Consider the following 21,916-nt stretch of genomic DNA (forward strand, 5'->3'; position numbering starts at 1 on the left):
TGGAGATTTTGACTATGCGATTGCGAAGTGCCCTCACGTTGCTGGCCTTGTCCCTCGGAACGATGTCGTCTGTGGGGGCGACCGGTTGCGGAGGTGCGCAAGAGTCCGCACGGGCCCCGATGGCCGACAAATGGTTCCAGCGGGCCAAGGTGAGCTACAAGAACGGAGACTTCGACGATGCGCGCCAGTCGGCCGCATCCGCGCTGAAAGAGGCGCCGAACGATACCGAGGTCCGTGTGCTCGCCGCGCGCATCGCGCTCATGCGGCTCGACTACCCCGAGGCCCTCAAGATGCTTCAGGGCGTGGCGGGGACCGAGGCGGCCGGCCTTCGCGGTCGCGCGAACTGGTACGCAGGAAACCTGGAGGCCGCGGCGGACGATCTCGAGACGGCGCTGCGCGATCCTGCGGTCAAGGATCCGTGGGCACGCGACGTGGCGTCGCTGGCGCGTCGCGGGATGGGACGCCACCCGTATTCGCTCGATGGAAACTTGATCGGCAAGGTGGAGATGCCGCGCGCGGGCTCGGCGCTCATCGTGCCGTGCGAGCTCGAGGGCGAGCAGATTCTGGCGATGGTGGCCACGGCCAACGGCGAGGTGGTGGTCGACTCGACGTCGCGCCGCGAGCCCGCGTGGGTGAATCTCTCCTTCGACGGCGTCGACATCAAGGACGTGCCCGCGCGTACGCAGGACTTGAGCGGGCTTTCGCGGCAGCTCGGGGCGCCCATCAAGGCGCTGCTCGGTTCGAACCTTCTGCGCCACGCCCACGCGACCTTCGATCGGCGCGGCGACCAGTTCGTCGTGCGCCGGCACGAGGCCACGGCGCCGCCCGATTCGGCCCGCGTGCCGCTTTGGTACGTGCCCGATGGCGGGCTTCTGATGCGCGCCACCGTGTCGCCCAAGGAAGATGGCAACGCGCTGCTGTTGGTGGACTCGTCGCAGTCGTACCTCGTGGCGTTGAACAACCCCGCGTGGCAAAAAGCCAATGTGGACGCCAAGACGATCCGCCCCGAGCCGGAGCTGCAGAACATGAAGACCGGCTCGTTGCCGGTGTTCCGGTTGGGCACGTTCGACCTGCCCATGCTGCCCGCCGTGCAGGGCATCCCGAACGACTCGACGAAGGGCGCCACGGACGTGGACCTCGGCGGCGTGCTCGGTGCAGGGCTCATCGCGGTCTTCCGCGTCACGTTCAGCGACGAGGGCCGCTACGCGTGGCTCGAGCCGGATCCGGCGATGAACCCGAATGCGCAGAAGGCGGGACCTCCGCCCTCCGCACCACCGCCGGAAGGCGCGCCGCCGGCGCCGCCCGTGACCAAGCCGGGCGACAAGCCCGCGGACAAGCCGTTCAAGCTGACGCCTCCCAAAGGCGTAGCACCGGGGGGAGGAAAACCGGACGCCGCCAAGGTGCCCGGACAACCGGCCAAACCCGCCTCAGCTGATAAAAAATGAGGCAAGAAATGAGCACGACATGAGCACGTCCCATCCTGCCGTGGCACGCCTCGCGGTTTACGCGGGCAGCTTCGATCCCGTTTCCTTCGGTCATCTCGATTTGATCGAGCGCTCCTCGGCGCTCTTCAGCGATGTCATCGTGGGTTTGGGCGTGCATCCGACCCGCCATCCGCTCTTCTCGCTCGAGGAGCGGATGGATTTGATCCGCAGGGTCTCGAGCCACCTGCCCAACGTGCGGGTGGAGTCGTTCGACGGGTTGCTCATCGACTACTGCCAGCAGGTGGGCGCGCGGGTCATCGTGCGCGGTCTGCGCGCCGTGACGGACTTCGAGTACGAGCTGCAGATCGCCCACGCGAACGCGGACCTCTGCCCGACCATTGACACGGTTTTTTTGCCGTCGCGCACGAAACATAGCTTCGTGGCCGCGTCGCTCATCCGCGAAATCGCGAGCCACGGTGGCGACGTGAGCCGATATGCTCCCGCGGTGGTTGTCGACGCCCTCAAGGGGAAGTACGGGAAAAAAGCATGACGGTCTCCGCGCGGTTGGAAGAAACGAAGAATGCGATTTTGAAGCGCGTTTCGACGAAACCGCGCGTGGGCGTGGTGCTCGGGAGCGGCCTGGGGCCGTTCGCGGACACGCTGGAGGGGCTGCAGAAGATTTCGTACTCCGAGTTGCCGCACCTGCCGGCGTCGCGCGTGCTCGGGCACGCGGGCAACCTTTGCTTCGGCAAGGCGCGCGGGGTCGAGGTGGTGTGCATGCAGGGGCGTGCGCACTTCTACGAAGGGCACTCGCTCGATTCCGTCGTGCACGGGGTGCGCACGATGGCGCGTCTCGGGGTGTCGGCGGTGCTGCTCACCAACGCGGTGGGCGGCCTGGTTCCGACGTGGGGCGTGGGCGATCTGATGGTCGTGTCGGACCATTTGAACCTCACCGGTCAGAACGTGCTCATCGGACCGAACGACGAGTCGCTGGGCACGCGTTTTCCCGAGATGAGCCAAGCGTACGACCCCGAGCTCCGCGCGGCCGCGCACCAGATCGCGAGGGACAAGGGCATCACCTTGCGCGAGGGCGTCTACGGGGGGCTGACCGGCCCGTGTTTCGAGACCCCCGCGGAGGTGCGCATGCTGCAGATCCTCGGCGCGCACGTCGCCGGCATGAGCACGGTGCAAGAGTGCATCGCGCTCCGGCACATGCGGGTGCGCGTGGGGGCGTTGAGCTGCATCACCAACGTGGCTGGCGGCACGGAGGGGAATCCGCCGAACCACCTGGAGGTGGAGGAGACCGCCCGCGCCAAGCGCGGAGAGCTCCAAACGATGCTCGAAGGTTGGATCGAAGCCGCGGGGCGCCTCTCGTGACGCCAGCATCGTCGGTGTTGCCGGTGTCGCCCGCGTTGCTGGACCAGCTCGTGGCCGAGGCAAAGCTGGTGCGCGCCCGCGCGTACGCGCCCTATTCGAAGTACAGCGTGGGGGCCGCGCTCGCGACGGCGACGGGCCGCATCTACACCGGCTGCAACGTCGAAAACGCCTCGTACGGCGCCACCATCTGCGCCGAGCGTTCCGCCATCGCCCAGATGATCGCCTTGGGCGACGATAAGCCCGTCGCCTGCGCCGTCGCCACCGGCGGTGCGAGCCCTGGCTCCCCCTGCGGCATCTGTCGCCAGGTGCTCGTCGAATTCGCCCGCGACATGCCCGTCATCCTTGTCTCGGTGACCGACGACGGCCACGAAGTGCGCCGCGACACCTCGCTTTCCGCACTTCTGCCCGACGCGTTCGTCTCGTTCTAGCCTTCCGAGAGGATTGAACGGGGAGGCGGGCAGTTTTTTGGTTTTCAGTTCGCCCCGTGAGCCAACTGAAACCCAAAAAAGCCTAGGCACGCGGTGGGATTCGCGTCGTTTCCCTCCCCGCCTCCCCCCCTCCCTGTTCAATTTTCTCGGCTTCCAGCTTTGGCGATCGACGCGGGTATCATCGGAGCACCGGCGTGGGGGGCTCGTTTTTGTCCCAGCACCAGACGGTGCCGTCGTCCTTCAGGGCGCAGGAAAAGGCTTCGCCGAGGGCGAGGGCGGTGACCGAGGTGAGGCCTGCGACGGGGGCGGAGACGCAGCTTCGGTCCCCGGTGGCGGATTTTTCGCGGGCGCAGGCGACGGTGCCGTCGGGCAAGATGGCGCATGCCTGATCGCCGCCGGCGGCGACGAGGCGGACGTTCTCCATGCCCGGGATGGCCCCGGGCTTCACGGCGACGCGCTTGCCCTCGAACCATTCGCCCGGGACGCAGCGCAGACCGCCACCCCAGCAGCGCACCGCGCCCTGTTCCGTGCGCGCGCAGCTATGCTCGTGGCCCAGGGCGAGCTGCGTTGCCGTCTCCAGGTGGGGCACGTCGACCGGGAGACCGCGATCGACGACGTGGGGCACGCCCAGTTGGCGAAGTCGGTTCGAGCCCCAGCAGCGGACATTGCGGCCCGACGCCGGCTCGGACAGGCGCGCGCACGCGTGCAGGGCGCCGGTGGCGACTTCCTCGGTCTCGGTCATGCCGAACACCGGGGTGGGGGCTTTGACGGCCGACCCCGGATCGTGCACCTCGCCCCAGCAGAGGACATAGCGATTCGGCTTTCGCGCGCACGTCATGTGGCCGCCCGCGCTGACGGAGAGGACCGCGTGGAGATCGGTGACGACGGCCGGCGTGGGTCGCCCCTCGGTGGTGCCGTCGCCCAGCTCTCCGTGCGCGTTCTGCCCCCAGCAGAGCAGCGATTGATCCCGCGCGCGCCGGGCGCAGGTGTGCTCGTCGCCGGCGACCAACATGTCCGCGTCGTCCAGCCCTACGACGGCTACGGGACGGGGCCGCATCGTGCGCGTGCCATCGCCGAGCTGCCCGGAGGTGTTCGCCCCCCAGCACACGACTTTCCCCTCCGCCGTGCGCGCGCAGGCATGCTCGCGCCCTGCGACGATGGCGGCGGCGTGGAGCGCGTCCCCGCGTGGGGCAGGCCCTACGTCACGTGGAATGCGCGGCACCGCATGGCGCGTGTGCGCGCCGCAGGCCGATAGCACGAGAAAAACGACGGCATACTCCCGGCCGCGCATCCTTCATAGGGTACGAGATGCGCGCACAATGGCCAAAAATGGCGTCCTAGCGGCCGAACTTCTCCCAGCCGTCGGGCAGGGGCCGCTGCAGAAGGCGCTCCGTACCCGCCTTGTCGAGCACCGCGAAGGTGAACTGCCCGGTGTACGGCTTCAGCCCCGATTGCGCGAGCTCGACGTCGACCACGATGACCCGATGGCCATTGCGCACGATGCGCCCGGTCCCCTCGATGGGCGCGCCAATGCGCACGGGATGGTGGAACTTGCCCTGCAGGTTGGCCGTGAAACCGAACTTGCCCAGACAGCCGATCACCGCCCACGCCGCAATCTCGTCGGCCAAGGTGGTGACGAGGCCGCCGTGCATGATGCCGGGCGGCCCTTGATGCACCTCGCCCGGCAGAAACGTCGTTTGGACCGTATCGTCGCCAATCTTGGAAAAACGCAGCCGAAACCCGATGGGATGATTCGGGCTGCACCCGAAACAAGGCTGGGACTCTCCGAACGTATAGGGATCGAGCTGTTCGGGATCGAGGGAAGGCATTGCGTCAAAACGAATACCATTCGCGGCGGGCAGTCGCTAGGCTGCGTTTTGCATGAGAGCGGTCCTCGTACTCGCCTATTCGATGGCCACACTGGTGGCGTGTGGTGGTGGAAAGCCGGCGGCTTCGCCGGGTGGTGATGGCAGCACGCGTGTGACGCGGTTCGCGTTGGCGCCGGATGCCTTCAAGGTCGACAAGGTAGGCGGCAGCGATGGCTCGCTCGATCCGGACGGCATCCCCGACGCCGTGTTCGATGTGGGCATCGACGGTCCGGCCATCGGCGTCGTGCTCCTTGCAAACGATGCGAACGGCAAGCCGATTGGCCAATGGGACACCCTGACGGGCTCGGACAAGTTCCCCGAGGGCTCTGGCCTCTATTCGAGCCACGGCGACAGCACGCCGGGCCTCGTTTTGACGGAGAACGGTCAGCGTTTGAACCACAACGACGGTTCGATCTCGCCGCTCTCGGGCCACCACGACGTCATGGTGTACGCGGAGATCACCGACCTGGAGGCGGCCAAGAGCGTCGAGCTCATCCTCGTCACCGCCGAAAGTCGGCTGGTACGGGGCACGCGCATCCCATTAGGGGGTGCGGCCCCCAAATGACGCCGGACGCCCCCGGTTTCTCGAGAAAAAGGCCTACAAAAGCGAGGCGCGTCCGGTTGGCCCGAAGCATGCTCCACGATAAAATCGGAAACGCATGCCTTCACCCCGCTTAAGATTTTTCGCCCTCGTGGCCTTGGCCGCGAGCCTATCTCCGTTGGGGACGAGCGCCTGCACGTCGACCAGCGATTCGAAGTCGGACACCGGCGTCGGTGCCATCGTCTTCATGAAGCGCGTGCACACCGTGGCGGACGGGCAGGGCGTGCGCATCAACGTCTCCGGCGGCAACGGCCAAGTCATCGACTACGAGCGCTACGAGCCCGGCGGCAGCCTCGCCCTTCTCACGCCCCCGCGCGCGGACGGCAAGCTGGTGAACCTGACCGCCGCCTTCCCCCAGGCCGACCTCAACGGGGTCGATGTCTCGTTCGATGCGCGCCAGGCCGTCTTCTCGATGAAGAAGGACAAGGACGACCGGTATCACCTCTATACCGCGCAGCTCTCCGAGGGGGAGAACTACGAAATTCACCAACTTACCGCGGGCGACTACGACGATATCAATCCCATTTATCTGGCCGGCCGGCGCATCGCCTTCGTGACCAATCAGATGTACACGGAAATGGGAACGCGCTCCGACGAATACGAGCATGCGCGCGTGGTGACCCAGCTGGCCACCATTTCCGTGGACGGCGGCGATGCCGACCGGAGGCTCTTTTCGCAGAACCTGTCGCATACGGTTTCCCCCTTCCTCCGCCACGACGGCAAATTGGGGTATTCGCGCTGGGAGCATTTGGGCGCGGTGAACGACGTGAAGCTTTTCACGGCGAACCCCGATGGCACCAACATGATTGCCATCGCCGGCGAGCACGGAAAGCCATCCAATTCGCTCATCAACGTCCGCGAGTACCAGCCGAACGTGATGATCGGTGTCGCCACCACGCGAAACCGCACCATCCACGCAGGGGCCCTGATCAAGATCGACGCGCGCAACCAGGCCGATCCCGTGTGCCTCGATGCGAAGGCCAACCAAGCCGGTCACGCGTGCCTCGACGAGGAACATGTAATCTACACGGTTCTCACGCCCGACGTTCCCACCATGAGCACACCGTCGCCGGCAGGCCGCTACCGCGAACCGACGGTGCTCCCCGACGGGCGATTCCTCGTTTCGTGGGCCGACGGGCCGGTGAACGACCTGTCCGAGCAATCGGAGACGCCGCCGGATTTCGGGATTTACCTTTACGATGCCGCGTCGGGGCGGAATCAGCTTTTGTACAACGACCGCGCCACGTGGGATCTCGGAGCCGTGCCCGTGGTGGCGCGGGCGGAACCCCCCGTGATTGGGGACTTGGCCGGGCGGCAAGATACGTCCTTGCCGGTGCGTATGGGGTCGATTGACGTGACGCAAACGAGCCTGGAGGACAAAGTCTCCGGCGGCCAATTCAAGGATACGCCCCTGCGCACGGCGCTGAAGGATGCCGTGGCCGTGCGCATCATCGAGGGATTCTCGAGCGAGGCGGCCAAGGGGGTCACCATGTTCGGGCTCACCATGCACGAGGGCGCCGCCGTGCTGGGCGAGGCGCCGGTTTACCAGGATGGGAGCTGGCTCGCGAACGTGCCGCCGTACATTCCGGTGCACGTGCAGCCCGTCGACAAATTTGGCATGTCGATTCGCTCGCAGGGCCTTTGGATCCAGGGCGTGCCCGGCGAAGATCGGCGCTGCGTGGGATGCCACGAGAGCCGCACGGGCCAGGGCGTGCCGCGCAACGGGCAGAACCCGACCATTGCCGAGCAGCGCCAGGCGCTGAACTTCGTGCAAGCGGTGGGCGACCGCTTCGAGCTCCCGTGGGACAAGAACGAGACGGCGTCGAAGCCTTACGTGCAGCAGATTCTGAGCGCCAAATGCGCGAGCTGCCACAATGCGTCCACGACGACGTATTACGAAGTATCGCGAACCGATCCCGGGACGGGACAGACGACGCCGTACAAGATACCGGTGTTGGATTTGAGCGATACCAAGATTACCGCGTATTACGATCAGCAAGTGAAGGAGTGGAACGCGTCGTACGTGTCCATTTTCTATCCTTCGGCCATGGAGATGGGGCGCGTCACCGTGAAGGGGCAGGTGCCGAAAATGTGGGGCGTTCCGGGCAGCGCCCGCGAGTCCCAGCTGATCGCGAAGATCAACGTGAAGGCCAAGGATGGCTCGACCGCGTGGCCGACGCCGTTGCACCCGGAGGACAAGGGCACCACGCTCACCGACGAGGAGCGCCGGGTGCTCATTTTGAGCATGGATCTCGGTGGGCAATACTTCGCGCGGCAAAACACGGGATTCGTACCTTTCACCTCGGGCAACCCGGTCGCGCCGGGCACCAAGTACTAGGGGATGACGATGCGACCGAAAATCCTCGCGACCATGTTGGGCGCCTTCGTCGCGTGCGCGGCGTTGATGAGCGGGCGCGATGCGCGAAGCGACGCCTCGCCCGGTCCGGCCAATGCGGCGACCGTGTACGGGAACATCCCGCCCGATCAGATCGAGTTTCTCTCGTCGCCCGAGCGCATCAAGAGCATCGCCTCCTCGGGTTCGCCGGCGGCCATTTGGGAGACGCTGGAGCACGGCGAAAAGGTGGAGTGCCTCGAGTGCATTTCATCCATCGCGCCGCTGCTTTACGACCGGAACGCCGAGACGCGTGAAATCGCCGCGTGGTGGCTGCGCCGGCGCATCTTCGGCGTGTTCGGCCCGGGCGAGGTGTACGAGCAGACCTTGAAGACGCTCCAGGGCGATGCCGATCCGAAACGGCGCGCCTACGCGGCGGAGGCCCTCGGCGAATTTTTGGCCAAACCGGGCATCGCCGCCTGCGGTGCGGCGCTCACGGGCGATTCGGATCCGACGGTGCGCGCAGCGGCTGCCGGGGCGCTCGGGCGGCTTCACGATGACGCGGGCGGTGCGCTGGGCAAGGCGTTGGGCGATGCCGATGCGCGCGTGAAGATCGCGGTGCTCGGTGCGGCGCCGCGCATCAACGGGTGGACGGGCACACCGGCGGTGGCCAAGTTGACGACGGACGCGGATGCGCTCGTGCGCCGCCGGGCGGTGCAGGTGCTGGACACCTTGCAGGCCAAAGAGAGCGTGGCCAGCGTCGTTTTGCTGGCCAAGTCGGACCCGGATCCCGAGGTGCGCCTTTCCGCGTGCCACGCACTGGGGACCTTCCACGATGCGGTGGCGCGACCGGTGCTCGAGGAAATCGCGGCGAGCGATTCGAGCACCTTCGTGCGCGATCAAGCGCGCATCGCCCTCCGGCGGTTGTAATCTGCCATCGTGCGCACGGTAACGGCTTTCGCGATCGCGGTGCTCGTGGCGGGGTGCTCCAAGGAGGACCCTGCGGAGTCGTCGTATTTCGATCGAACCATCTCGCCCATTCTGACGACGTCGTGCGTGCGCACGAACACGGGGGCCGGCTGTCACGTGGCCACGCCCAAGGGGAATGCCTTCGGCAACTTGGACACGTCGAGCTTCGACGGCGTGAACCGCCGGCGTGACTTGCTCGCCGACTACGGGCCGTACGGGCAGGCGTCGTTTCTGGTGAAGAACATCCCCGATTTCCAGGTCGAGGTGCGCTCGTTCGATGGCCAGCGCACGGCGGTGACCACGGACATCAAGCACGCTGGCGGGCCAATTCTGGATCCGGCCGCGGGCGCCTACCAAACCTTGCGCCGCTGGATTCAAAACGGCGCGACCCGCAACAACACCGGCCCCGCGCCCGCGTCGTCGGTGCGGTTGCCGTGTTCCACGTTCGTGCCGGCGGCACCGAACTTCGACCTGGCGGCGGACCCCGCACGGGCCGATTTTGCGACGTTCCGCGATCGCGTGAACCCTGCCGTGCGGCGCAATTGCGCGGCGGGCAATTGCCATGGAACGACGGCGAACGATCTCTATTTGACCTGCGGCGACAGCCCCGAGCAGGTGCGGTGGAACTATTTTGCGGCCTCGCAGTATTTGGCTCAGACGCCCGAGCAGAGCGAGTTGGCGCGGCGCCCGCTGGCCCCGTCGCAGGGTGGCTCGTTCCACGAAGGCGGCGTCGTATTTCAGAGTGCCTCCGATACGGATTACGCCGCGTTGCTAGATTGGGCACGCCAACATGGGCCGCCGGACTTTGGCACCATCGACCCGAATTTTGCATTTTTCGCCCACCGCGTGCAGCCGGTGCTGGTGAAAAAAGGCTGCATGATGCTCTCGTGCCATTCGGCGGCGCAGTTTCACGACTACCGACTTCGCGGTGGTTCCGGCGGGAGCTTTTCCTTCGTGGCCACGCGCCGGAATTACGACTTTTCGTTGGCACAATTGGCCCTGGAGAGCGAAGACGTCCAGGCGAGCCGCCTGGTGCGCAAGAATTTGTACCGGCGCGAGATCATCCCCGGCTCACCGGGCATTGCCCACCGCGGCGGTCCGCTTTTCGAGGATTTCCAATCCGCGCCGGCGTCGAGCCAGGCCTGCGACGATGGCAAGTACCAATACGATACGGATCCCGTCGACAAGGTTCCCGCGTATTGCATGGTGCGCGAGTGGCATCGCCGCGAGCGTGCGGCCCGGGCCCCCGCTCCGCTCGAGGGCATCGTGTACGTGCAGCGCACGCCGGGCACGGGGCCGGATCGGGCTCAGGATTTCGACGTGTACGCACCCGGTGTGGAGATCCACCTGGCCAAGGCCAGCTTGAGCGCGGCGGGCGAGCTCTCGGTGTCGGGTGATACCGCGCTCGGTGCAGGCTGCGGCCTGACGCGGGCCACGGCGGACATTCGCCGGCCGGCGGTGTCGTGGGACGGAAAGCGTGTGGCCTTTGCGGCCCGCAGCTCGGCGGGCGAGCCACTGCAGATCTACGAGATGAACGCCGACGGGGGCGGATGCCAGAAGCACGCGGCCATCAACGGCGGGCCTGCGAGCCAGAATGGGCTCTTGATTCACAACTTCGACCCGGCCTACAGCCCGCCCGACGGTGCCGGGCGCGTGCACCTCGTCTTCGCATCGACGCGCGGCAATTTGAATGGCGGTGCCTACGATTACAGCGGCCCGCAGCGCACGCCGGCCAATCCCGCGAAGCCCAATGCGAACTTGTACGACTTCGCACCCGATGGGCAAATTCGCCAATTGACGTACCATTTGAACCTCGAGCGGTATCCGAGTTTCATGCAGGACGGCCGCATCATTTTTACGGCCGAAAAGCGCGCCGCGGACTTTTATCAATTGGCGCTGCGGCGTATCAACCTCGATGGCGGTGATTACCATCCCTTGTTCGCGCAGCGTGGGAGCATTGGCTACCGCGAGGCCACGCAGGTCGTGGAGCTCGCCGACAAGAACTTCGCGGCCATCTTCAGCGATCCGGCGGCGACCCACGGCGGCGGAGCTTTGGGCGTGTTCAATCGATCCCTCGGTGTCGATTTCACCAGCCCGAACGCGGCGGACTATCCCATCGATGCTTCGGTCATCGACCCGGCGGCGCCCGCCTCGCCGGAGCCCTCGTTCTTTTTGCGTTCGCTGGGCTTCGTCGATCCGGGCGTGAACGCGCATGGAAACGCGCCCACCAGCGGATTGTTTACCTCGCCGTCGGCGCTGCCCCACGGAAAGATGCTCGTCAGCTTCGGCGCGGCGTCGGATGCGGCGACGTTCGGCGGCGATTACGACGTGTACGAGCTCGATCCGGCCACCGGCGCGAAACGGAAGCTGTTCGGCGATGCGGGGGTGGCGGAGGTCGACGCGGTGGCGGTGTTCGGCCGCGTGCCTCGGGGGATCTTCGGCTCGGCCTTGGACGAGCCCAATGGCTTCACCAGCATTCTTCCGGGCAAATTGGAGGCGGATATCCACGTGCTGGATATGCCGCTTCTGGCCTCGCTCTTATTTCAAAATACGCCGACCGGGCGCAGCCTCGAAGATGGCTTGAACGGCGTGGAGATCTTCGAAGAGCTCCCTCCGCCGCTCGAGATGACCAGCTTCGGCGTGGGCGGGGCCAATGTGGCGAAGGATGCGTTTGGCCAGGTCTTCGTGAAGCGCCGGCTTCTCGGCTCCGTGCCGCTCGGCTCCGACGGGTCGGCGCATTTTCGGGTGCCGGGAGGGCTGCCCATCGCGTTCAAGCTGCCGGAAACGGCGGCGTCGCGTGCTCGCCAGATTCCGCGCATGCAGCGCGAAAGCATGGTGTTCGCGCCGGGCGAGTATGCGCATCAATCGTTCAAGCGCGGCTTCTTCGATGGTCTCTGCGGCGGCTGCCACGGCTCGGTGAGCGGTCGCCCCGTCGATGTCGCCGTGCAGCCGGACATCCTTACACAGGCGTCAGATACCGTCTCGCGCGCAGCGCCGCCAACCGATTTGAACGTGCCCCCATCGGCGCGCGGTCGGGTCGAAGGACCGTAATTGCACGGCGAAAAAAAGAGTGCGACATAGGGGCATGCGTCTGTCTCGTTTGCCTCTTCTGTCTCTTTCGGTGGGTATCTCCGGTGTGGCCTTGGTGATGGCATGCGGTGGTGGCGAAGCCGAGGCGCCGCCCGCGCAACCCGTGGGCATCTCGCCCGTGCGCAGCGACGCCGCCGCACCGGCGCCGGAGCGGGTGTCCATCGACCCGAAGATCATCGACGAACGCGTTCGGCCCTGCGACGATTTTTATCAGTTTGCCTGCGGGCGCTGGATGAAGGAAACCAAGATTCCCGACGACCAAGCGGCGTGGGATCGCAGCTTCGACGTCATCTCCGAGAACAACGAAAAGCTGCTGCGCGAGATCCTCGTGCGCGATGGTAGCAGCCCGCCCTCGAACGAGGCGTATTCGAAGCAGCTCGGCGATTATTACGCCGCTTGCATGGACGAAAAAGGCATCGAGGCCGCGGGCGACAAGTCGCTCTCCTCGCAGCTGGCCAAGGTGGCGGCGGTGAAAGATGCGAATACCTTCGCGCACGTGATCGCCTCGCTGCACGGAACGGGGCAACGGGCTCTCTTTGCATTCACGTCGGAGCAGGATTTCGCCGACGCCACGCAGGTCATCGGCACCGTGCAGCAGGGCGGGCTGGGGATGCCCGACCGCGACTACTATTTGAAGGACGACCCGAAGAGCAAAAGCATTCGCGACAAGTACGAGGCGCACATCGGCGAGATGTTGCGTCTTGCAGGTGAGACGCCGGAGGCGGCGAAGGCCGGGGCGAGAACGGTTTTGCGGCTGGAGATCGAGCTGGCCAAAGCGTCGATGACCAAGGTGGACCTCCGCGATCCGCACAAGGTTTACCATCGCCTGGAGCTCGCGGGGCTGAAGAAGCTCGCCCCGGATTTCGAGTGGGACGCTTATTTGAAAGCGGTGGGCTTTGCCCAGGTGACCGCCATCAACGTGGCCCAACCCGAGTTCTTCAAGGCCGTGGGGCAAGTGGCGAAGGGCTTACGCGCGGGCGGGAAGAACTTGGTCGACTGGCGCACGTATTTGAAATGGCACATTCTGCATAGCGATGCCGCGATGCTGCCCGCGCGCTTCGTCGACGAGGACTTCAAGTTCCGCAGCGCCCTCACCGGTGCGCCCAAGCTTCTTCCGCGCTGGAAGCGGTGCGTGCGCGCCACCGACGGAGCGATGGGTGAGGCGCTAGCGCAGCCCTTCGTGAAAACGCGGTTGGGCGCGCAAGGAAAGGGCGAGGCGCTCGAGCTCATTGGGGGCATCGAAACCGCGATGAAGGGCAGCCTGGAGAGGCTCTCGTGGATGGACGATGCGACACGCAAGAAGGCGCTGGAGAAGCTGATGGCGATCAACAACAAGATTGCCTATCCCGACGTGTGGCGCAATTACGATGGCCTCGAAGTCCAGCGTGATTCGTATTTCGACAATGCGTTGCGTGCGCGGGCCTTCGAGGTGAAGCGGCAGCTCTCCAAGATTGGAAAGCCCGTGGACAAGAAAGAGTGGCAAATGACGCCGCCGGAGGTAAACGCATATTACGATCCATCCCTGAACGAGATGGTCTTCCCCGCGGGTATCCTGGCATATCCGTTCTTTGCCTCCGACGCCGTTCCCGCACTGAATTACGGCGCTATCGGCATGGTGATGGGGCACGAGCTGACCCACGGCTTCGACGACGAGGGCCGTGAATTCGACGCTTCGGGCAACTTGAAAGAGTGGTGGTCCCCCACCGTGGGCAAGGAGTTCGACCGCCGCGCCGCCTGCGTCGTTTCGCAATTCGACGGGTATGTCGCAGTCGACGACCTACACGTCAACGGCAAGCTGACCTTGGGCGAGAACATTGCCGATCTCGGCGGAATCAAGCTGGCCTATGCCGCCTTTGAAAACATGAAAAAGGGCAAGGAGATCCCCAAGGGCGCGCATGCTTATACCGCCGAGCAGGAGTTCTTCTTGTCCTATGCACAGAGCTGGTGCGGAAACATTCGCCCCGAGATGCTGCGCCTCCAGGTGACGACGAACCCGCACGCGCCGTCCAAATTCCGCGTGAACGGCCCCCTGTCGAACTTCACCGAGTTCGCCAGTGCCTTCGCATGCCGCGAGGGCAGCCCCATGTCCCGCACCGGGGACAAGCGCTGCGAAATTTGGTGAGGTAATTCCGCAAATCCTCAAACCTCAAACCTCAAACCTCAAACCTCGATCTTAGCCTCCTACTCGCACTCGCACTCGCACTCGCATTCATTGGGTTCGCTTGCCGGCCAACTATCTCCCAGCATCGCATCCGCCCTCGTTCCGTCGATCGCAGCTCAGTGCGAGTGCGAGTGCGAGTGCGAGTGCGAGTGCGAGTGCGAGTGCGAGTTTAGAGTATGAGGTTTGAGGTTGAGGTTTGAGGTTGAGGTTTGAGAGTAATGCGTGGGCTAGGTTTTCCAGATGACCATGTCATCCCGATGAATCAACTCCGCGAGTGCGGCACGGGCCTCGGGGAGTTCGTCTTGGGCCTTGCCGGCGACGACGACGGCGTCTTCGGCGGCGCAGCGCACGAGGGCGCGGCCGATTTCGGTGCCGTCGTGTTCGAGGAGGCGCACGGCGTCGCCGGAGCGGAAGTCGCCGCGGATCCCGAGGACTCCGATGGAGAGCACGCTCTTGCCGCGCGTGCGCACGGCGACGGCAGCGCCCGGATCGAGCACGATGTCGCCGCGGGGACGGAGGGTGAAGGCGATCCAGTGCTTTTTCGCGCTCAGTCGCGACGCCGAGGCCATGAAGTGCGTGCCGACGTCGGCGCCGGAGAGAACGTCTTCGATGACCTGGGGCCGGCGTGCGTCGGCAATCACCACGTCGGCGCCGGCCAGGGTGGCGAGCCGCGCGGCTTGCAGCTTGCTGCCCATGCCGCCGGTGCCCACGCCCGCGGTCGACTTGCGCACGTAGCGCATCGCGTCCGCGACATCCTCGACCCGCGAGATGCGCTGCCCCGCTTCGTCGAGCAATCCGTCGACGTCCGAGAGCAGCAACAGGAGATCCGCCGAGACGAGCGACGTGACCATCGCGGCGAGCTGGTCGTTGTCGCCGAACTTGATCTCCTCCACGCTGACCGAATCGTTCTCGTTGAGGATGGGCACCGCCCCGGCTTCGAGCAGCGCTCCAAGTGCCGCGCGCGCATTGTTGCCGCGCACGCGATCCGCGAGGTCGGCATGCGTGAGGAGCACTTGGGCCACCGCAATGTCGCGCGCGGCGAAGGCCTCCTCGTAGGAGCGCATGAGCAAACTCTGGCCCGCGGCGGCCGCCGCCTGGAGCTTGGCCATTTCCTTGGGCTTGGTACGGAATCCCAATTTGCGTGTGCCCAGCGCAATCGCCCCGCTCGAGACGAGCAGCACGCCGCGTCCACCTTCGCGCGCGGTGTGGACCGCCTCGACGAGGCGTGAATAAACGGAGGGATCGCCCGCGAGCGTGCTGGATCCCAGCTTGATGACGACACGTCTCGCTTGTTTGATGAAGTCGCGGTCAGCCATGTTTGAGGCATTCGTCGAACGCGGCGTCGAGCCTGCGCACGATCAGATCGGGAAGGCTCGCCGCGCCAATGATCAGGCCATCGACGAACTGCGTGATGTCGTCGCGCAGGTCCTCCGGCGCAATCTTGCGGCTTGCCCCATCGGGCACCTCGACGCGGAAGGCCGCGAAGACGGACGCATCGATGGCCCGGCGCACCCGCCGCGCTTCATCGACGTCGATGCGGATCGAAATGTCATTGCGCGCATTTTGCAAATAACGATGGAACAAGTGTCCCAGGGCGAACGTGGTCGCCGCGGAGCGGAGCGGAGGCAAGAAGCCGAGGGGCATGAACCGAACCAGGAGCTTCTGCGTGGCGAACTTCATCGCCTGCGCGAGCATCCCGCGCGAGCCATCCGGCCCATCGGGCTCCGCCAGCGCCGCCCGCGCCTCCGGCGTAATCGACAATCCATGGCGCGCGGCCACGTCCTGCACGAGCGCGCCGCGCACGCGCCGCGCAATCGAATCGGGAACCCACGGCAGCGGCACCAAGCCAATGCCCCCTCCAATGGCGGTGTACACGCCGATTCGCCCAGCACCGAGCGCATCTTTTTCCACGAGGCGCACCGGAGCTTCCTTGTCCTTCGAGAGGGGGTCCATGCCCCTACGTTACCACTTCAGCCGCCTCGCCCTTCGGTTTCGGGTTCGTTCAGCACCAGATTCCCGTCGGCATCGAGAAGGCGCAGAGCCACGCGCGAAGGCGCGCCCCGGCTGGATCTTCGGGGTCGAATCGTATGAGCTCACGAACCCCGAGCTCGTGGTACCGAAGGAGCTTCTCATCCCACTCGATACCGTCTCCCTCGTTCGGGCTGTACAAAAGTGTACGCTCGGCCCTACGTCGCGTCGAGCCCTACGCAAAGGCGCGGGCGAGGGGGCGGAGTTCGACGATGATGGAGCGGGCTTGGTTCGCGAGCTCGAGGAGATCGCGGGTGCCGAGTGAATCGCCCAGTTCCAAGGTGAGCTCGGAGCCGGAGGCCTCCACGCGTGCGCCGCGGGCCATGACCAGGCTTGCGAAGGTGGGCACGTCGCCGGCCACGCGCACGGCGTAGGTACGTCCGCGTGCGGCGAGCTCGGAAGGGAGGCCCTGGGCCACCACGCGCGAACCTAGAAGCACCACCGCTTCGTCGGCGTCGAGGCAAAGCGGCGTGTCCAGCGGGGCGCGGGCGGCGAAGAGCAACCACGGGCGCGAATGCAATGCCCGGGCGAGAATGCGGCTCAGCGCCCGATAGCCGGCCTCGGGCAATCCCAGCGTGGGATCTTCGAACACGAGCACGTGCGCCTGCGTCGCCATGGCCGCGGCCAGCACCGTGGCCCGCCGGGCTGCGAGCGGGGCGGGACCTAGTGGAGCCTGGGCCAGCGCCGTGAGCTCCAGCGCCTGCAAGGCCTGTTGCGCATGTGTGCGTGCCTCGGAGCGTGAATGCCCCGCAAGCCGCGCGCTCCACTCCACGTAGCGCTGCGGTGTCCACTTGGGGGGAAGCGCCGGATCGAGGGGGGCGCCGGCCACATGCCGCGATGCCAGCGCGTTCGCGCAGGGGGTGCCCAGGAGGGAGAGCTCCCCGCACGCGGGGCTCCGCATTCCCGCCGCCGCCTCGAACAGGGCGCGCGGCGCGCCCAGGATCACCACGTGATTTCCCTGCGTAGCGAAGGACAGCCCGTCCACCTGCGGCGTACCCTGCTCGTCGAGGCGGACATCTTTCGCTTCGAGGAGCGGCGGCTGGTTCCCTGGCATGTCGATCGCTTACCATAGCCCATCGTGAATCCTCGGGCCCCGTTCTCTTGCCGCCAGCTCTCGTTCGGCCTCTTGCTAGGGGCGGCGGCGTGCGCCAGCGGCGATCACGTCGTCGTGGAGCCGGTGGTCGTCGGAATGACCCGCGAGCTCCCACCGCTCTACGACGACGGCGAGTCCCGCATCTACCAAGTTGGCACGCCGGTTCGTCTCCCGATACGGCGTGCGTCGGGCATCGTGGCGGGGGACCTGCAGATCGAAATTCGATTTACGATATCGAACCTCGACGACCAAAAGCACAGCGTGGAGCTCCTCGTCGACCCGTGGAACGAATTCGTTCGCTACAAGCCGGGCATCCAGGTGGTCAACGAGGAGCAGGTGACCCCCGACTTCAGCGGCTTCGACAAGTTCTTCATCGTGGGGCCGAAATCCCGTGTGGAGGGCATCATCACGCCCGACGACACCGTCGAATTGGCTACGGACCTGGCCACCGCCCAGGCCGTGATTGCGGCGCCGCCTGCTGGCGCCAACGTGAACGGGATCATCAACCGCATCTTCAACCTGCAGAACCGCTCCAGCGTGTTCGACCCGGTGGTCTCGCCCCTCATTCCGAAAACGATCCCTGCGATGGTCGGCTTCGACCTCGGGTTGCGCACGTACGAGGCGGGCAACGTTTCCGTCGAGGTGATCGTCGACGTGGTCGACATCAACGGCAAAGACTACGTGGTGACCTCGGGCGGAGCGTCGAACACGTTCGACACGCCCGGTGCCGAACTCGTTCCCCCCAAGCCGTGACAACGCCATGCCTCGACGCGCCCGAGCCTCCGCCGCCACCGCTCCCCTTCGAGCTCCGAGCCGCCGTCCCGGCCGTCCCGAAAACCGCGCCCTTTCCCCGCGCGATTGGGCCGATGCCGCGTTATGGGCCATCGGCAAGAGCGGCCTCGCCGCGGTGACCATCGACGAGGTGGCGCGCACGCTTGGCGTGACCAAGGGCAGCTTTTACTGGCACTTCGAAGATCGGCTCGCGCTGGTCCGGGCGGCGCTCGAGCGGTGGGAAGAGATCTGCACCCAGGCCATCATCGAGCGGCTCGAGGCACTGGAGCGCCCGCGCGATCGGCTGCAGCAGTTGCTCATGACGGTGTTCTCCGAGAACGAGACGTACGCGCCCATCGAGATGGCCGTTCTCGCCGCCGCCGAGCACCCTGCCGTCGCACCCGTGGTGGCACGCGTCGCATCGCGCCGGCTCGAATACCTGGTCGACACCTACCGGCGCACGGGACTCACCCCGGCCGACGCCCGCTCCGCGGCGCTCCTCGCCTATTCCGCGTACCTGGGCCTGGTCCAAATGGCGCGCATCGCCCCGGACCAACTGCCCACGGCCTCCGCCCGCGAACGCTACGTCCGCTACCTCTCGATGCGGCTCTTGCCGGATTAAGGACAACGGCACGTCGAAACGCGCTGTTCGCCGGTGGCCAGGGTGGCCTTGGCGTCGGTGCAGCGCGCGTCGGAATCGCCGGCGATGCGGCAGATGGCGGCCACCGCGCGGCGCATCGATGCAAGGGCGCGGCAGGAATCGGCGCAGGGATCGACCGCGGCTTCCTCGGCCTTGTAGGACTGCGCGGCGGCCCCACCCTTCGACTCCAACGGCTGCGCGGCCTTCGGCGCGGGAGCCTGTGCGGGTTGCGGCGACGGAGGCGGGGGCGGGGCCGACGACGGCGCGCGTGCGGCGCTGGCCCCGCTCGCATCGGCCGACGGAGCGTTGGCCACGCCGAGCTGAGCTTTCGCGCGCTCCAACTGGGCCTGCGCTTCCTGCAACGTGGTGGGCTCCGGTTCGGCTGGGGCCGTGGCCATGGGGGCAGGGGCCTCGCTCGATCGGGCTGCACCGCAGCCGGTTGCGACCAGGGCCAAGAAGAGAAGAGAAAGCAATCGACGATGGTGCATCGGGTTTTTTCATTCTACGAAGACGGAAGCGCGAAGATCCACCCCTCGCTCAGGAGCTCGCTTCGTGTGATGAAAGGTCTTATAGAACAGACTGTCACGCAACTGTCACACGGCCCGCATCATCCCGACTTCTCCCATCTGTACTCGAGGTCAACCCTATGGCCCGTGTTCTAGTCGTCGAAGACGAAGCCGATTTGCGCGACATCCTCGAGTACAACCTCGCTCAGGCGGGGCATTCGGTGGAGGTTGCCGCAACAGGCGCCGAAGGCCTGCGCTCCGTGCGCTCCACCCCACCCGATTTGGTTCTGCTGGACCTGATGCTTCCCGACGTGTCGGGCATCGAGGTTTGCAAGACAATGAAGAAGATGCCCTCCACGCAAGACGTGCGGGTCATCATGGTCACCGCCAAATCCGAAGAGATCGATCGCGTGCTGGGCTTCGAGCTCGGCGTCGACGATTACGTGACCAAGCCGTTCAGCGTGCGGGAGCTTCTCCTGCGCGTGCAGGCGGTCCTCCGCCGCACCGACACGGCGACGGTTCCACATAGCCACTTCGGCGTGCTGCGCATCGATCGCCACGCACACCGCGTGTGGGTCGGCGAAGAAGAGGTCACGCTCACCGCCCTCGAGTTCAAGCTCCTGGTGGCGCTCTTCGATCGCAAGAATCGTGTCCAGACTCGCTCGGTGCTGCTGAGCGACGTGTGGGGCATCGAAGCCGAAATCATGTCTCGCACGGTGGACACCCACGTGAAGCGCCTTCGCGAGAAGCTGGGTGACGCCGGGCAGTACATCGAGACCGTGCGGGGCGTGGGATACCGGTTCTCCGAGTTCCCCGAAGCGGAGCATTGAGGCTAGGGGTTCGCCTCAAGCTATTTCTCGCCTCGTTTGCCGTCATCGCCATTTCCGTGACGATTGGGGATGCGTACCTCACGCATGCCATCGATCGGTACCTCACCAACGACATCGAGCAGGATCTGTTCGTCCGCGCCAAGCTCGTCGCATTGGAGGCGGGCAATGCCTCGATTGCCGAGGGGGATCTCGAAGCGTGGGACCATCTCGCAGACCGCTTCGGAGGCGTGGCCGATGGCCGCGTGACCTTGGTGGCCAGCGACGGGCGCGTTCTCGGTGATTCAGAGGTGGACGCGGCGAAGATCTCCGCGCTCGAGAACCATGCGACGCGCGAGGAGGTGGCCACCGCGCTCGCCAATGGCCACGGACGCAGCACACGCCTGAGCGCCACCGTGCGCGAACGCATGATGTACGCGGCCGTTCCGTTCTTCGCGCGCGATGGGCGCGAGGCCGGTGTCGCCCGCGTGGCCAAGCCGCTGCGCATGGTGGACGAGGCCATCGGCGCCGTGCACCGCATCGTGCTCTTCGCCTTCATCATCGCGCTGGCCCTTGCGGTGTTCCTCTCGAGCGCCGCCGCGCAGCGCATGTCCGCCGTGGTGCGAAGCCTCACCGAGACCGCACGCCGCATGAAATCGGGCGATCTCGACGTGCGCACGCACATCTCCGGCTCCGACGAGCTCGCGGAGCTGGGGCACGCGCTCGACCAGCTCGCGGGAAGCCTGGAAAATACGCTGGCCGAGCTGCGGACGGAGCGCGATCTGCAGCGGCGCATTCTGGAGGGCATGCACGAGGGCGTCCTCGTTCTCGATGCCGAGGCGCGCGTGGTCACCATGAACCATGCGTTGCGCGAGATGCTGCTTCTGCCCGCCGACGCCGTCGGCAAAATGCTGGTCGAGGTGGTGCGCCACGCCGAGCTGCACATGCTGCTGGAAATGGCACGCGCGGATGGGCAATCGTCCGGGGAGCTCGAGCTCCCGGGCATCAAGCCGCGGCGCCTTCTCGTGGGTGCGACGGCACTTCACGACGAGGGCGACGAGGGCATGATCGCCGTCATCGTGGACGTGACGGACGTGCGCCGGCTCGAATCGCTGCGTCGCGACTTCGTGGCCAACGTCTCGCACGAGTTGCGCACGCCGGTGGCGGCGGTTCGTTCGGCGGCGGAGACGCTCCGCGGGGCGGTGTCCGATCCGAATGCGGCGGTCCGCTTCATCGACATGATCGAGCGCAACGCGCAGCGCCTGCAAAGCCTCATCGAGGATTTGCTGCATTTGTCGCGCATCGAATCCAAGGAATTTCGCATCAAGCGCGAGCGGGTCGACATCACGAGCTTGTTCCACATCGTGGTGGGGCTCTTCCGCGATCGCGCCGAGCGCAAACAGATTCGACTGGAAATGCGCATTTCCCATCCGGCTCCCACCTTGGAAACGGATGGACGTGCATTGGAACAAATCCTGTCGAACCTGGTGGAGAACGCCGTCAAATACTGCCCCGCCGGTTCTTCCGTCACGCTTTGTGCGGAGACGAAGGGCGAGATGGTTCGCATCGCCGTGGAGGACACGGGCCCGGGCATCGGCGAGAAACATTTGCCGCGCCTCTTCGAGCGCTTCTACCGCGTCGACGCGAGCCGCTCGCGCGAGCTCGGCGGCACCGGCCTGGGCCTCTCCATCGTGAAGCATCTGACCGAGGCCCTCGGCGGCAAGATCTCCGTGGAGAGCCAGATTGGAAAGGGCTCCACCTTCACGGTGCAGCTCCGCACCTCCGATTGGGGCGCGCAGAACCACGTTGCGGTAAGATAGCA

General features: G+C 65.9%; 19 protein-coding genes. 13 read left to right on the forward strand and 6 right to left on the reverse strand.

The window, feature by feature from the left end; genetic code table 11:
• The first annotated feature begins 14 nt into the window (after positions 1-14).
• Genes LVJ94_52665 through cdd form a run of 4 tightly spaced genes read left to right on the forward strand, consistent with a single transcriptional unit; the run spans position 15 to position 3,229 of the window.
• Entirely contained in the window at positions 15-1,445 is a 1,431-nt protein-coding gene (locus LVJ94_52665; GenBank protein ID WXB05537.1) for a tetratricopeptide repeat protein, read from the forward strand.
• A 19-nt stretch (positions 1,446-1,464) separates the two neighbouring features.
• A complete protein-coding gene (coaD, locus tag LVJ94_52670; GenBank protein WXB05538.1) occupies positions 1,465-1,974 on the forward strand; it encodes a pantetheine-phosphate adenylyltransferase in 510 nt (169 codons plus the stop codon).
• Positions 1,971-2,801, forward strand: coding sequence for a purine-nucleoside phosphorylase (locus LVJ94_52675; GenBank protein ID WXB05539.1), 831 nt, complete (start codon positions 1,971-1,973; stop codon positions 2,799-2,801). Before coaD ends, LVJ94_52675 begins: the two co-directional genes overlap by 4 nt.
• Entirely contained in the window at positions 2,798-3,229 is a 432-nt protein-coding gene (gene cdd / locus LVJ94_52680) for a cytidine deaminase (GenBank protein ID WXB05540.1), read from the forward strand. Before LVJ94_52675 ends, cdd begins: the two co-directional genes overlap by 4 nt.
• Positions 3,230-3,407: 178 nt before the next feature.
• On the opposite strand, the gene LVJ94_52685 is transcribed toward cdd, so the two are convergent.
• Together LVJ94_52685 and LVJ94_52690 are read right to left on the reverse strand one after the other, a co-directional pair.
• Complete coding sequence (locus LVJ94_52685) at positions 3,408-4,520, reverse strand: hypothetical protein (GenBank protein ID WXB05541.1); 1,113 nt, start codon at positions 4,518-4,520, stop codon at positions 3,408-3,410.
• A gap of 46 nt (positions 4,521-4,566) precedes the next feature.
• On the reverse strand, positions 4,567-5,058 hold the full coding sequence (locus tag LVJ94_52690; GenBank protein ID WXB05542.1) for a PaaI family thioesterase: 492 nt from the start codon (positions 5,056-5,058) through the stop codon (positions 4,567-4,569).
• Positions 5,059-5,110: 52 nt separating this feature from the next.
• Between LVJ94_52690 and LVJ94_52695 the strand changes: the two genes are divergently transcribed.
• From LVJ94_52695 to LVJ94_52715, 5 genes are all read left to right on the forward strand, one after another.
• Complete coding sequence (locus LVJ94_52695) at positions 5,111-5,662, forward strand: hypothetical protein (protein WXB05543.1); 552 nt, start codon at positions 5,111-5,113, stop codon at positions 5,660-5,662.
• 94 nt (positions 5,663-5,756) lie between these two features.
• Positions 5,757-8,036 carry a hypothetical protein gene (locus tag LVJ94_52700; GenBank protein ID WXB05544.1) on the forward strand — a complete coding sequence of 760 codons (2,280 nt, stop codon included), beginning with the start codon at positions 5,757-5,759 and terminating at the stop codon, positions 8,034-8,036.
• A gap of 9 nt (positions 8,037-8,045) precedes the next feature.
• Positions 8,046-8,960: a HEAT repeat domain-containing protein gene (locus LVJ94_52705; GenBank protein ID WXB05545.1), complete on the forward strand. Its 915-nt coding sequence runs from the start codon at positions 8,046-8,048 to the stop codon at positions 8,958-8,960.
• Between the two features lie 9 nt (positions 8,961-8,969).
• Positions 8,970-12,050, forward strand: a complete 3,081-nt coding sequence (locus LVJ94_52710) for a hypothetical protein (protein WXB05546.1) — start codon at positions 8,970-8,972, stop codon at positions 12,048-12,050.
• Positions 12,051-12,084: 34 nt separating this feature from the next.
• Positions 12,085-14,211 carry a M13 family metallopeptidase gene (locus LVJ94_52715; protein ID WXB05547.1) on the forward strand — a complete coding sequence of 709 codons (2,127 nt, stop codon included), beginning with the start codon at positions 12,085-12,087 and terminating at the stop codon, positions 14,209-14,211.
• Between the two features lie 266 nt (positions 14,212-14,477).
• On the opposite strand, the gene proB is transcribed toward LVJ94_52715, so the two are convergent.
• The 3 genes from proB to LVJ94_52730 form a co-directional block, all read right to left on the reverse strand.
• A complete protein-coding gene (gene proB, locus LVJ94_52720; GenBank protein ID WXB05548.1) occupies positions 14,478-15,566 on the reverse strand; it encodes a glutamate 5-kinase in 1,089 nt (362 codons plus the stop codon).
• Positions 15,559-16,203, reverse strand: coding sequence for a hypothetical protein (locus LVJ94_52725; GenBank protein ID WXB05549.1), 645 nt, complete (start codon positions 16,201-16,203; stop codon positions 15,559-15,561). The genes proB and LVJ94_52725 overlap by 8 nt, the downstream gene beginning before the upstream one ends.
• A 250-nt stretch (positions 16,204-16,453) precedes the next feature.
• A complete protein-coding gene (locus LVJ94_52730) occupies positions 16,454-17,332 on the reverse strand; it encodes a hypothetical protein (protein WXB05550.1) in 879 nt (292 codons plus the stop codon).
• 24 nt (positions 17,333-17,356) lie between these two features.
• On the opposite strand from LVJ94_52730, the gene LVJ94_52735 reads away from it, so the two are divergent.
• Entirely contained in the window at positions 17,357-18,124 is a 768-nt protein-coding gene (locus tag LVJ94_52735; GenBank protein WXB05551.1) for a hypothetical protein, read from the forward strand.
• A 7-nt stretch (positions 18,125-18,131) separates the two neighbouring features.
• On the forward strand, positions 18,132-18,764 hold the full coding sequence (locus LVJ94_52740; protein WXB05552.1) for a TetR/AcrR family transcriptional regulator: 633 nt from the start codon (positions 18,132-18,134) through the stop codon (positions 18,762-18,764).
• Here LVJ94_52740 and LVJ94_52745 read toward each other — a convergent pair.
• Positions 18,761-19,270, reverse strand: coding sequence for a hypothetical protein (locus LVJ94_52745; GenBank protein WXB05553.1), 510 nt, complete (start codon positions 19,268-19,270; stop codon positions 18,761-18,763). The genes LVJ94_52740 and LVJ94_52745 overlap by 4 nt on opposite strands.
• 158 nt (positions 19,271-19,428) lie before the next feature.
• On the opposite strand from LVJ94_52745, the gene LVJ94_52750 reads away from it, so the two are divergent.
• Together LVJ94_52750 and LVJ94_52755 are read left to right on the forward strand one after the other, a co-directional pair.
• Entirely contained in the window at positions 19,429-20,118 is a 690-nt protein-coding gene (locus tag LVJ94_52750) for a response regulator transcription factor (protein ID WXB05554.1), read from the forward strand.
• Complete coding sequence (locus LVJ94_52755; GenBank protein WXB05555.1) at positions 20,115-21,914, forward strand: cell wall metabolism sensor histidine kinase WalK; 1,800 nt, start codon at positions 20,115-20,117, stop codon at positions 21,912-21,914. The genes LVJ94_52750 and LVJ94_52755 overlap by 4 nt, the downstream gene beginning before the upstream one ends.
• The last annotated feature ends 2 nt before the right edge of the window (positions 21,915-21,916 follow it).

It is taken from the genome of Sorangiineae bacterium MSr11367 (assembly GCA_037157805.1).
Lineage (GTDB): Bacteria > Myxococcota_A > Polyangia > Polyangiales > Polyangiaceae > Pendulispora > Pendulispora rubella.